Below are 12,503 nucleotides of genomic sequence, written 5' to 3'. Positions count from 1 at the left end.
CATGGAACAAGAATTAATCCGTCAAACGCCGCTGTGGGCTGAAAACTGGCCAATCGCCTATTCAGTCATTCAAGCGATCGTGATCTTGCTGGTTGTGGTACTGATCGCTGCGTTGATGTCTTTTATTGAACGTCGTTTACTCGGCTTGTGGCAAGACCGTTACGGTCCGAACCGTGTTGGTCCGGGCGGTATGTTCCAGATTGTTGCCGACATGCTGAAAATCATGTTCAAGGAAGACTGGACCCCCAAATTTGCTGACAAATTGACTTTCCGGATGGCGCCAGCAGTTGCGATGGCAACTGCGGTGCTGTCGTTCATGGTTATTCCTGTTTCACCGTATTTGGGTGTTGCAGACATGAACATCGGCCTGTTGTTCTTTATGGCAATGGCAGGGATTGCAGTCTATGCAGTCCTGTTCGGTGGCTGGTCATCCAACAACAAATATGCCTTACTGGGCGGTTTGCGTTCTGCAGCTCAAACTATTTCGTACGAAGTGTTCCTAGGTATCTCACTCATGGGTGTGGTGGCAATTGCCGGCTCATTCAACATGCGTGAAATCGTTGAAGCACAAAAAGACGTCTGGTTTGTGATTCCTCAGTTCCTTGGCTTCCTGATTTTTGTGGTTGCGGGTGTGGCGGTAACGCATCGTCATCCATTTGACCAACCAGAAGCGGAACAGGAACTGGCGGAAGGTTACCATGTCGAATATGGCGGTATGAAATGGGGGATGTTCTTCGTTGCGGAATACGTTAACGTGGTACTGATCTCTGCATTGATCGTGACTCTATTCTTTGGTGGCTGGCTTGCGCCATTCAACCTTGATATTCCGTTCCTTCCAGCAGCATTCTGGTTCATTATCAAAACAGCTTTCTTTGTAATGATGTTTGTACTGGCGCGTGGTTCATTAATGCGTCCACGTTATGACCAGGTAATGAACTTTGGTTGGAAAATTTGCTTGCCATTAGCTCTAGTTAACCTGTTGGTAACTGGCGCGGTTATCTTGTGGTAAGGGCAGGGAGAACAAAATGTTTAAATTTCTAGCCGGGTTTGGATCGATTGTTCGTTCACTTTGGATGGTGTTCAGCCATGCAACGCGTAAACGTGACACTATTCTTTACCCAGAAGTACCAGCCGAAGAAATCGTGCCGCCACGTTTTCGTGGTCGTATCGTATTGACACGCGACCCTGATGGCGAAGAACGCTGCGTGGCATGTAACCTTTGTGCGGTTGCCTGTCCGGTAGGTTGTATTTCATTACAAAAAGCAGAACGTGAAGACGGTCGCTGGTATCCGGAATTTTTCCGTATCAACTTCTCGCGCTGTATTTTCTGCGGTATGTGTGAAGAAGCGTGTCCAACCACTGCGATTCAAATGACGCCTGACTTCGAGCTTGGCGAATATGTTCGTCAGGACTTGGTTTATGAAAAAGAACACCTGCTGATTTCTGGTCCTGGTAAATATCCTGACTATAACTTCTACCGTGTAGCCGGTATGGCAATTGCAGGCAAGGACAAAGGTCAGGCACAGCGTGAAAGTGCACCTGTTGATGTACGGAGTCTATTACCATGATGTGGCCATTTTATTTAATGGCCCTTGTGGCCATTGTCTCTACGGTTCGCGTGGTCACTAACGCGAATCCGGTACATGCTTTATTAAGCCTGATCGTATCCCTGCTTGCAGTCGCAGGCATGTTCCTGATTGTCGGTGCGCCTTTTGCGGGTGCACTGGAAGTCATCGTTTATGCGGGCGCGATCATGGTATTGTTCGTATTCGTCGTAATGATGCTGAACCTGGGTGAGCAGACTGTTGAACAAGAACGTAAATGGTTGACTTCATCAGCCTGGGCTTATCCGGCACTGATGAGCTTCCTGATCGGTCTGGTGCTGGTGTGGGTATTAAGTTCTGACTACACGGAAGCTTCACTGGTGATGGGTACAGAAATGGTGGGCCCGAAAGCAGTGGGTCAATCACTCTTTACGCAGTACTTGTTGTTGGTTGAAGTTGCCGCGATGTTATTGCTTGCTGCATTAGTAGCTGCATTCCATTTAGGTAAACGTGAACCAGATGCAGAAGAGGAAAAAGAATAATGGGCAACATCCCTTTAGAGCATGGTTTGATCGTTGCATCTATTCTCTTTGCACTGGGTTTTTACGGTGTAATGGTGCGACGCAACCTACTATTTATTTTAATGAGCCTTGAAATCATGATGAATGCTGCTGCTCTGGCGTTCGTTTTGGCGGGTAGTGCATGGGCGCAGCCAGACGGTCAGATCATGTTTATCCTGATTTTGACACTTGCTGCGGCAGAGGCTTGTATTGGTCTTGCGATCGTCCTTCAGTTCTATCATCGCTTCCATCACCTGGATGTGGATGCTGCTAGTGAGATGCGCGGATGAGTTATTTATATCTAACAATTTTATTTCCGCTCATTGGTTTTGTCCTGTTAGCGGCGGGGCGCAACAAGCTTCCGGAATCTGTTGCAGCCATTATTGGTGTCGGTGCAGTCGGTTTATCTGCACTGTTCGCACTGATTGCAGGTATGGACTTTGTGAATAATGGTTCAACTGCAGTGGTACAACATCTCTGGACCTGGTTCAGTGTTGGCGGTTTTGCACCGGGCATCAGCTTGCAGCTGGATGGTCTATCTTTATTGATGCTAGGTATGGTGACAGGGGTGGGTTTCTTGATTCACATCTTTGCATCATGGTACATGCGCGGTGAGGAAGACTTCGCACGTTTCTTCTCTTACTTCAACCTGTTCGTTGCTAGCATGTTATTGCTGGTATTAGGTGACAACCTGGCGTTGTTATTCCTGGGTTGGGAAGGCGTAGGTCTGTGTTCATACCTGCTGATCGGTTATTATTACCAGAACCCGGCAAACGGTCTGGCGGCAATCAAGGCATTTACCGTGACCCGTATCGGTGACGTATTCCTGCTGATTGCCATGTTCCTGATCTTCCAACAATTTGGTACCTTGAACATTCAGTACATCGTTGAAAATGCAGCGACTGTAATGACCCAAAGTTCATCTTTGACCATCTGGACAGCATTGTTATTGTTCTTGGGTGCGGCGGGTAAATCTGCACAGATCCCGTTACAAACATGGTTAGCCGATGCGATGGCAGGTCCGACACCTGTTTCTGCATTGATCCATGCTGCGACCATGGTAACCGCAGGTGTTTACCTGTGCTGCCGTATGTTCGCAGTATTTGAACTTGCACCAGAAGTGATGGTATTTATTTCGATCACAGGTGCGGTGACATTGCTTGTAGCTGGTTTTGCTGCACTGGTTCAAACCGACATCAAACGTATTCTGGCTTACTCAACTATGAGTCAGCTGGGTTATATGTTTATGGCTGTAGGTGCTGAAGCGTATCAGGCAGGCCTATTCCACATGCTGACACACGCATTCTTCAAGGCACTCTTGTTCTTGTCGTCTGGTGCGGTGATTCTGGCTTACCATCACGAACAAAACATCTTCAAGATGGGCGGTCTGTTCTACAAGAACAAATTCCTGTTTGCATGTTTCGCGATTGGTGGCGGTGCATTGGCAGCGATCCCATTCCTGACCATTGGTTTCTTCTCAAAAGACGCGATTCTTGCTGCAGTCTGGACGCAAAGTCATGTTGCCGGTTTGCCGGTATATAACACGCTGTACTGGGTTGGTGTTGCAGGTGCATTCTTAACGTCTATTTATACATTCCGCTTAATCTGGGTTGTATTCTTCGGCAAAGAAAACACGCCTTATCACGAAATCAAAGGTGCAACATACTGGGCGCCATTGGCGATTCTTGCTGTACTTTCTACAGGTCTTGCGATCGTTCTGAAAGCACCGGTAATGAGCATTCTTGATGCTGCACGCATTCCAGCCTTTATTATTCCTGAAGCGCTTGAAGCAGGTGCACATGGTGCTGAATACATCGCAATCGCTGTTGCTTTGACAGGACTGGTAGTCGGTGTAGTACTGTTCGCTTTTGCTTACAGTGCAGTAAAACGTTTTGCAGCTACTTCTGTGGGTGCTGGTCTGGTCAATATCTGCCGTAATGCATTAGGTTTCGATACGCTTTATGACATCATTTTCGTGAAGCCATACTTATTGTTCGCGAAGATCTTTGGTCGTGATCCGATTGATGGCCTGTGGCTGGTACTTCCTGCACTTGTTAAAGGTGGTAACAGCTTTACAAGTTCACGTCAAACCGGTTTAGTGCGTGAATATGCATCTAGTATGGGGCTCGGTGTCGTTGTCCTACTGATGATCTTGATCGTGATTCAGGTTGTGGGGAAATAAAATGGAAGCTCCAAACAATATTATTTTGCCGGCTCTGATCCTCATTCCGTTCATTGCAGGTTTCATATGCTGGTTGGTCGATAAACTCGACCAGCACTTGCCGCGTTATATCGCGTTGATCGGTATGCTGGTGACGTTGGTCTTGACTATCGTCCTTTGGCAGACTGGTACTTATAACTATGAATTAGGCGGTGCTACACCTTCGTGGGCTGCCGAATTCAAACTGCCTTGGATTCAAACTCTGGGCATTAACATTCACCTTGCAGTGGATGGTTTATCACTTCTTATGGTTGGTTTGACTGCACTTCTAGGTGTTTTGGCAGTCGGCTGTTCATGGGGTGAGATTCAAAAGAATGTGGGTTTCTTCCACCTCAACCTGTTATGGTCTTTGGGTGGTGTAATTGGTGTATTCCTCGCGATTGACCTGTTCCTGTTCTTCTTCTTCTGGGAGATGATGCTGGTGCCAATCTACTTCCTGATTGCCCTTTGGGGTCATAAAGGGGCAGCAGGCAAGTCACGCGTATATGCAGCAACCAAGTTCTTCATCTACACGCAGGTCGCAGGTCTGGTGATGCTGATTGGTATCCTGGGTCTGGTCACAGTAGGCTACACCCTGACTGGCGAAATCCGTTTCGACTACAACTATTTATTAGGTGTGGCGAATACGCTTGATGCTCAGGCTCCAGCAGTTGCTTATGCATTCATGATCTGTTTATTCATCGGTTTTGCGGTAAAACTTCCAGTTTTCCCATTACACGGCTGGTTACCAGATGCACATGCACAAGCACCAACAGCGGGTTCTGTCGATCTTGCAGGTATCTTGATTAAGACAGCTGCATACGGCCTGCTTCGTTTTGTGATTCCATTCTTCCCGGCAGCATCTGCACAGTTTGCAGACTTCGCGATCATCCTGGGTTTAATTGGTATCTTCTACGGTGCTTGGTGTGCTTTCCAGCAAACAGACATGAAACGCCTGTTGGCTTATACCTCTATTTCACACATGGGCTTCGTTTTACTTGCAATCTATGCAGGTAACATCCTGACCTTCCAGGGTTTGATGATCATGATGTTGGCACATGGTATTTCATCTGCTGCACTGTTCATTATGTGCGGTCAGGTATACGAGCGTGTGCATACGCGTGATATGCGTTTGATGGGTGGTATGCGTGGTCAGTTCCCGTATCTTGCATTCTTCCTGATGTTCTTCGTTGCGGCATTGGTGGGTATTCCGGGTCTAGGTAACTTCATTGGTGAGTTCCTGATCCTGATGGGTGCTTATGCACAATTCCCGGCGTTTACCATTCTTGCTGCGATCAGCTTGGTGTTTGCGGGTCTGTACGGTCTGATCCTGATTCACAAATCCCTGTTTGGTGTACCAAGTGAAGCACAAAAGCAGCACTATACAAATCCGTTAAAAGATCTAAATGCACGTGAAACTGTATTATTGCTGATCTGTGCGTTTGGTCTACTTTGGCTTGGTCTATATCCACAAAGCTTCCTTGATATTTCAAACTCAAGCATGGCGTGGTTAGCGAATAGCTACATTCCAGTTCAAGAAGTGGTTGAAGTTACTAATCAAGTAACGACTCAACTTGAAAATGTGGAGATCCAATAAGCCATGAACTTCACAATGTCTTTTTCTGAGCTTATGCCTCTAGCACCTGTGATGATCGTGTCGTTAACTGCGATCGTCGTGATGTTGCTGACCGCAATCAAGCGTAACCATAATCTGGTGGCTACAACCACAGTGATTGGTTTAAACCTTGCTGCGATTTATATCATTTTCGTTTTGTTGGCGGGCGTATTTGCACCTGCCAATGTGATGAATCTGTTCCTCGTAGATCCGTTTACGATGCTGTACCAGTTTGTGATCCTGATTGCTGCACTTGCATGTAGCACTCTGTCACATGCCTACATCGAAACTTATAAAGATAACCGTGAAGAGCTGTATATCTTGATGCTGATATCCGTTGCGGGTGCCCTGCTGATGGTAGCAAGCTCGCACTATGCATCATTCTTTATCAGCCTTGAATTGATGTCGATCCCTGTATACGGCTTGTTGGCATATACACATCAACGTTCTCAATCGCTTGAAGCAGGTGTGAAATATCTGGTGCTTTCAGCAACGGCATCTGCAATGCTGTTGATGGGTATGGCCTATGTTTATGCTTATACCGGCAGCTTAAGTTTCGTTGCAGAACCGGGCAAGCTGTTTACTGCATTCAGCCAACCGGCTGTCGTGATTGGTCTGGCATTAATTGTATTTGCTGTGGCATTTAAATTATCGCTGGCACCATTCCACAAATGGACACCAGACGTATACGCGGGTGCGCCAGCACCAATCGCGACTTTCCTTGCGACAGTAGCGAAAGTGGCAATGATTGGTCTGTTTGTTCGTTATGCTTTGTCTTCAGGCCTAATCCTGGCGGACAGCTTCGTCACTATCATTTCGATTATTGCAGTTCTGTCTATCCTTGCAGGTAACTTGCTGGCGGTTCGTCAGGTGAACTTGAAACGTATCCTGGCATACTCTTCAATTGCACACTTTGGTTATTTGCTGGTTGCCATCGTTACTTCGCGTAATACCGATTTCTTGCAGGTTCAAGGTTTTGCGACTTTTGAAAGTGTAAACGTCTACGTGATTACCTATGTGTTAACGACGATTGGTGCGTTCGGTGTCGTGACACTGATGTCTAGTCCGTATAACAATACTGACGAAGCGGGTAGTCTGGCTGAATACCGTGGTCTGTTCTGGCGCCGTCCGGTATTGACTGCTGTATTAACCGTCATGATGTTGTCTCTTGCAGGTATTCCTTTAACTGCCGGTTTTATCGGTAAATTCCTGGTGATTAAAACTGCAGTTGCAGGCGAAGCATGGTTCCTGAGTGCAATGGTTATCTTGGGCTCTGGTATCGGTTTGTATTATTATCTGCGTGTAATGGTTGTACTTTATATGACACCGCCTGAAACACCACGTCTAGATGCGGTGAATCATTGGGGTCAAAAAGTCGGCGGTATCATGGTGCTTCTTGCTGCGCTTGCGGTACTTGTGATTGGTGTCTACCCAGATCCAGTGATTGCAGTATCTAAGTATGCATTCTTTGCAATGTCACCTGAATTACAGCAGTTCATTTTTACTCTGGTACAAAGTGGTTTTAACTAATATCTGCAAAGATTAATGTTATTACAAAAAAAGCCTCCATGATTGGGGGCTTTTTTATTTATACAAACGAATAAATGCCTTTATAATAGCGGAAATTTATCTTTAACCTTTTAGGTGTTCTCCCGTGGCAATCCATGAAATCCGTCATCCGCTCATCCGACATAAACTTGGTTTACTCCGTCGTGCAGATATCAGTACCAAGAACTTCCGTGAGTTAGCTCAAGAAGTGACGATGCTTCTGACTTATGAAGCGACCAAAGACCTGCCAATGGTTGAACACGACATTAACGGCTGGAATGGGGCTGTAACGGTTGACCGTATTGCCGGTAAAAAAATCACGGTTGTGCCGATTCTACGTGCCGGTATTGGCATGCTCGATGGTTTCCTTAACCTGATCCCAAGCGCAAAAGTATCTGTACTTGGTTTAGAGCGTGATGAAGAAACCCTGGAAGCACGTACTTACTATAAAAAACTGGTTCCAGACGTACAAAACCGTATCGCAATGATCATTGATCCAATGTTGGCGACAGGTTCTTCTCTTGTAGCGGCAATTGACGTGCTGAAAGCCAGCGGCTGTAAAGACATTCGTGTGATGGTTCTGGTGGCTGCGCCGGAAGGGATTAAACGTGTAGAAGCTGCACATCCGGATGTCATTATGTTTACTGCATCCATTGACAGCGGTTTAAATGAAAATGGTTATATCGTTCCGGGTCTTGGCGATGCTGGCGATAAAATCTTCGGTTCAGTTCAAAAAGACTAATTTTTGAATGGAATGAAAAAAGGGGCTACTACAGCCTCTTTTTTATATAATGTAGAAAAGGCATTTTCAGAATAGGACAACAGCATGAAAGATGAATTGTATCAGGGCAAAATCAAGAAGTATGATTCTGCCAAAGGTTTCGGTTTTATTGGCTGCACTGAAGGAGATGTCTTCTTCCATATTTCAGACTTCCCTGCAGCAGAAGGGGAACCAAAACGCAATGAACGCGTGAAATTTAATGTGGTTGAAAATGGTGACAAATATAAAGCGATCAAGATTGAACGTGTCGAAGACAAATCAAAGAAAGCTAAAAAATCTAAGGTTGCTGCACATAACCAGTCAATTACTTCTGCATTATTATCAAACCTTAAGCGCTAATCTACAATGGGTAGGGCTAAATAAAGAGGCATTCGTGCCTCTTTATTTATATAAGAATTTGTCAGTGGCAGGTTTAAAACAGGCTTTGTAACCTAAAGCCTGTTTTTCTTTACGCAAACAATAAAATTTCCACCAAAGCTCTACAATCCTCCCTATTTCTCCTCAATTAAAATACATTTGTTGATTAATAGAGATAAATGTCATGTTTAAGGATGGAAAAATCAAAGCTTATGATTGCGAAGGTGCTGTGGGTATTTTGCAGATCACAGGAGAAGCTCAAGAATTAGGTTTTAAGCTACAGGATTTACCTTCGCCTGAAATTGAACCACAAATCGGAGAACGGCTTAAATTTAGAGTCATTGTCGACCAAGGTCAGATGAAACTGGACAATATGGTGCGCCTTGATATTAAAGTGCAGGATGAGTTTGTGCCAGATATTGTTGCCTTACAGTCCTTGGCACCTACAGTGTCTGTTCCGGTACGCAATTCACTTTTCTTTAGTCCGACACTATGGCTGGCATTGGTATCAGCTGTTGGTTTTATGATTTTTGGTGAAGTTTAAAGTTACGCTAGAGAGTGCCTATTTTCTATTTTTAACTTGGAATTTATCTATTCTTCAATTTTAACAGGCACCTTGCGGTGCTTTTTTGTTTCAGCATCAAAAAAATCAAGAAAGCTTTATAGTCTCTTTTTCATTACAATTATTAAAAATATTAAAGATAAGAGTGAATTATGTTTCAAGAGGGGAAAATTAAAACTTTTCACGAAGAGCGTGGTTTTGGTTTTATTCAGATCGAAGGGCAATCTAAAGAATTATTTTTTCATGTCACAGACTTTCCCAATAAAAAAATTCCGCCAAGAATTGGGGAAAAATTAAAGTTTCTGATTGTGGAAGATAATGGAAAGTTTAAGGCAGACCATATTGTCCGGCTGGATGTTAAAGTTGAAATTGATCGTCATATACCACAGAGTAAATTTGTGAATAATCCCAATCAAAGAAAAAGTAATCTGCGGAAAACAGAGAAGAAGACAAAGGGATTTAATTTTATAAATTTTCTTGTTGGTTTAATTATTTTAACTATATTCGGTGCTATTTTTATTCCATTTATATCGGGAATATATCAAAGAGAAACATTAAAAATGCAGGCTGCTGAAGTAACTAATACATCTCAGCTGGTAAATAACCCTAGAACAAATCATGCTGACTTATATAGTTGTGATGGTCGAAAGCATTGTTCAGAAATGCGTTCTTACGAAGAGGCGGTATTCTTTATTAATCATTGCCCTGGAACAATGATGGATGGTGATCGTGATGGCGAGCCATGTGAAGGGCAATTTAAAAATAGATGGTAATAAAAAAAGCACCTTCAGGTGCTTTTTTTTATTGTTAGCTTTCACAAAAATTCATAAAGGCTTTTAGCCCTGGGCCCTGATATTTCTGGCGATGCACCAGCATAAATAGCGGACGAGTCAACGACCAGAATGGGGTATCCAGAATCACCAATTGACCTTTCTCACGTAATGGTTCAATCGCAAGTTTGGAAATACAGGACATGCCGATTCCACCTGCTACAATTTTCAAGATGGCTTCATTATGTCCAAGGGTGAGACGAATGCTGGCATCTGGCACATCTTTTAAAATGGCATTGTCAAACACTTCACGGGTACCTGAACCTTCTTCACGCAAAATCCATTCCACAGATTTGAAGTCTTCAGCGGTCAGCTCACGGTTCAATTGTGCAAGGGGATGATCTGGTGCACAGCATACGGCCAGCTCATCATCACGCCAATGGATACATTGTAACTGCGGAAGATGACAGGAGCCTTCGATCAGGGCAAGATCCAGCTGGAACTGATTTACCGCTTCAATCATTTGACGGGTATTGCCAACCTGAAGCTGTAAATGGGTTTGCGGCTGAATTTTCAGGAAATCGGCCATCAGGTCAGGAATCAGATAATCTGAAATTGTCAGAGTTGCGCCTAAACGTAAATCGATACTTTGCAGCTCGCCTTTGGCGACTTGTTCAAACGATTCACAGCGACCTAAAATTTCCAGGGCTTGAGGGAGAAGAAAGCGCCCTAGATCATTCAGCTGTAAGCGTTTGCCCAGACGGTCAAATAGTGGAGCACCCAGACCATCTTCCAGATCTGCTAACGCCATACTAGCCGCACTTTGTGTAAGCTTGACGGCATCGCTAGCCTTCGTTACGGTACCCTCTTGTGCCACTGCTACAAAAACAGCCAATTGGCGTAAAGTCATGCGCATGAGTAGAGCCTTAACATTTAAAAAATATTAATAAATTATGCTGCCATGCTACCATGAGCATAGTCTTTCATGCCACGTTGAAATCATGTCAATTGAAAAATTTACCCAAGAAAAAGTTTTATCTGTACATCGTTGGACCAATACATTATTTAGTTTTACGATGACGCGCCCGGCACATTTCAAGTTTACGGCCGGACAGTTTGCGCGTATTGGCCTACAGGTGGGAGATGAACTGGTAGTTCGTGCCTATTCAGTGGTTTCATCCCCTTTTGATGAAATCCTGGAGTTTTTCTCGGTAGTCGTACCCGAAGGTAAATTTACTTCCAATTTACAGCATCTCAAAGTCGGGGATGAGCTGTTTCTGGAAAAAATTTCTTATGGCTATCTGACTCTGGCACGTTATCAGTTGCCTTTACCGAAAGACCTGTGGCTAATGGGTACTGGGACGGGTCTGGCACCATTTATCTGCATGTTACAAGACTTTGAAACCTGGAGCAAATACGAAAAGATCAATCTGGTTTATAGTGTACGCACCCAGGATGAACTTGCTTATGTAGAGCGGATTCAGGAAATTGCCCAGACCTTTGGCGAAGGGCATAGCGGTTTTAAATTTATCCCGGTGATTACCCGTGAACCTGATGCACCTTTGCACGACCGCTTACCGGTGCTGATTGCCAATGGTGAACTGGAAAAGGTAGCGGGTTTAACGTTTAATCCGGAAACGACCCATGTCATGCTTTGCGGTAATCCGGAGATGGTGAACGACACCAAAGAAGCTTTAAAGGCCCGTGGCCTAACCATGAACCGGCGTGGTGAAGGAAATATTGCAGTAGAAAATTACTGGTAAGTCTGACTTGCAGATAAACAAGCTCATCCTTGGATGAGCTTGTTTATCTGCAAGGTGAATAATGACAGCTTAGTGCAGAATCTTGTTCAGGAATTGCTGGGCACGCTCACCACGCGGGGTATTGAAGAAATCGTCTTTACTGCAATCTTCCACAATTTTTCCCTGATCCATAAAGATCACCCGGTTGGCGACCTGTCGGGCAAAGCCCATTTCATGCGTGACACACATCATGGTCATACCTTCTTGGGCCAGTCCGACCATGACATCGAGCACTTCATTAATCATCTCGGGATCAAGTGCAGAAGTCGGTTCATCAAATAACATGGCAATCGGATCCATACTCAATGCACGGGCAATCGCAACACGTTGCTGTTGTCCGCCAGAAAGTTGTGCCGGATATTTATTGGCTTGCGCACTTAAGCCGACACGATCCAGATAGGCAAGCCCTTTCTGTTTGGCTTCGGCTTCAGAACGGCCCAATACCTTGATCTGGGCAATGCTCAGGTTTTCGGTAATGCTGAGATGCGGGAACAATTCAAAATGTTGGAAGACCATGCCGACGCGACTGCGTAATTTATTCAAATTTGTTTTCGGATCATTAATTTTAATTCCATCGACCAGAATATTGCCTTGCTGGATAGGTTCTAGGCCATTGACGGTTTTAATCAGGGTGGATTTTCCTGAGCCTGAAGGACCGCAGACAACGACAACTTCACCTTGCCGGATCTGCGTCGTGCAGTCAGTCAGTACTTGAAAATCTTTATACCATTTACTGACATGCTGGAGGTCAATCATGACTTTGG

14 protein-coding genes are annotated in these 12,503 nt (G+C 44.8%); 12 read left to right on the top strand and 2 right to left on the bottom strand.

Annotated features, from left to right (window positions below; all coding sequences use genetic code 11):
- Position 1: 1 nt before the first annotated feature.
- The 11 genes from nuoH (at position 2) to VXP95_RS08800 (ending at position 9,940) form a co-directional block, all read left to right on the top strand.
- A complete protein-coding gene (nuoH, locus tag VXP95_RS08850; RefSeq protein ID WP_064096459.1) occupies positions 2 to 1,009 on the top strand; it encodes an NADH-quinone oxidoreductase subunit NuoH in 1,008 nt (335 codons plus the stop codon).
- A 16-nt stretch (positions 1,010 to 1,025) separates the two neighbouring features.
- Entirely contained in the window at positions 1,026 to 1,568 is a 543-nt protein-coding gene (gene nuoI / locus VXP95_RS08845) for an NADH-quinone oxidoreductase subunit NuoI (RefSeq protein ID WP_064096458.1), read from the top strand.
- The gene (gene nuoJ, locus VXP95_RS08840) at positions 1,568 to 2,086 is read left to right on the top strand and encodes an NADH-quinone oxidoreductase subunit J (RefSeq protein WP_171486366.1); all 519 of its coding nucleotides are present in this window, start codon (positions 1,568 to 1,570) and stop codon (positions 2,084 to 2,086) included. The genes nuoI and nuoJ overlap by 1 nt, the downstream gene beginning before the upstream one ends.
- Entirely contained in the window at positions 2,086 to 2,394 is a 309-nt protein-coding gene (nuoK, locus tag VXP95_RS08835) for an NADH-quinone oxidoreductase subunit NuoK (RefSeq protein WP_004280769.1), read from the top strand. Before nuoJ ends, nuoK begins: the two co-directional genes overlap by 1 nt.
- On the top strand, positions 2,391 to 4,286 hold the full coding sequence (gene nuoL, locus VXP95_RS08830) for an NADH-quinone oxidoreductase subunit L (RefSeq protein WP_064096456.1): 1,896 nt from the start codon (positions 2,391 to 2,393) through the stop codon (positions 4,284 to 4,286). Before nuoK ends, nuoL begins: the two co-directional genes overlap by 4 nt.
- 1 nt (position 4,287) lies before the next feature.
- Positions 4,288 to 5,901 carry an NADH-quinone oxidoreductase subunit M gene (gene nuoM, locus VXP95_RS08825; RefSeq protein WP_144724026.1) on the top strand — a complete coding sequence of 538 codons (1,614 nt, stop codon included), beginning with the start codon at positions 4,288 to 4,290 and terminating at the stop codon, positions 5,899 to 5,901.
- Between the two features lie 3 nt (positions 5,902 to 5,904).
- On the top strand, positions 5,905 to 7,449 hold the full coding sequence (gene nuoN, locus VXP95_RS08820) for an NADH-quinone oxidoreductase subunit NuoN (protein ID WP_416711863.1): 1,545 nt from the start codon (positions 5,905 to 5,907) through the stop codon (positions 7,447 to 7,449).
- Positions 7,450 to 7,573: 124 nt separating this feature from the next.
- The gene (gene upp, locus VXP95_RS08815) at positions 7,574 to 8,209 is read left to right on the top strand and encodes a uracil phosphoribosyltransferase (protein WP_064096453.1); all 636 of its coding nucleotides are present in this window, start codon (positions 7,574 to 7,576) and stop codon (positions 8,207 to 8,209) included.
- Between the two features lie 84 nt (positions 8,210 to 8,293).
- Positions 8,294 to 8,587 (top strand): cold-shock protein, encoded by a 294-nt coding sequence (locus tag VXP95_RS08810; RefSeq protein WP_064096452.1) that lies wholly within the window; start codon positions 8,294 to 8,296, stop codon positions 8,585 to 8,587.
- Between the two features lie 202 nt (positions 8,588 to 8,789).
- Positions 8,790 to 9,149, top strand: coding sequence for a hypothetical protein (locus tag VXP95_RS08805; RefSeq protein WP_416711862.1), 360 nt, complete (start codon positions 8,790 to 8,792; stop codon positions 9,147 to 9,149).
- 170 nt (positions 9,150 to 9,319) lie between these two features.
- On the top strand, positions 9,320 to 9,940 hold the full coding sequence (locus tag VXP95_RS08800) for a cold shock domain-containing protein (protein ID WP_416706047.1): 621 nt from the start codon (positions 9,320 to 9,322) through the stop codon (positions 9,938 to 9,940).
- A gap of 34 nt (positions 9,941 to 9,974) precedes the next feature.
- On the opposite strand, the gene gigC is transcribed toward VXP95_RS08800, so the two are convergent.
- On the bottom strand, positions 9,975 to 10,853 hold the full coding sequence (gene gigC, locus VXP95_RS08795) for a LysR family transcriptional regulator GigC (RefSeq protein ID WP_064096449.1): 879 nt from the start codon (positions 10,851 to 10,853) through the stop codon (positions 9,975 to 9,977).
- Between the two features lie 85 nt (positions 10,854 to 10,938).
- Here gigC and VXP95_RS08790 point away from each other — a divergent pair, with 85 nt between their 5' ends.
- Positions 10,939 to 11,700, top strand: coding sequence for a ferredoxin--NADP reductase (locus tag VXP95_RS08790; RefSeq protein ID WP_416711861.1), 762 nt, complete (start codon positions 10,939 to 10,941; stop codon positions 11,698 to 11,700).
- A gap of 69 nt (positions 11,701 to 11,769) precedes the next feature.
- On the opposite strand, the gene VXP95_RS08785 is transcribed toward VXP95_RS08790, so the two are convergent.
- Complete coding sequence (locus VXP95_RS08785) at positions 11,770 to 12,495, bottom strand: amino acid ABC transporter ATP-binding protein (protein ID WP_171254964.1); 726 nt, start codon at positions 12,493 to 12,495, stop codon at positions 11,770 to 11,772.
- Positions 12,496 to 12,503 lie beyond the last annotated feature (8 nt).

Source organism: Acinetobacter sp. 226, assembly GCF_048147925.1.
Classification (GTDB): Bacteria; Pseudomonadota; Gammaproteobacteria; order Pseudomonadales; family Moraxellaceae; genus Acinetobacter; species Acinetobacter pecorum.
This window is presented reverse-complemented; position numbering and strand designations above follow the sequence as displayed.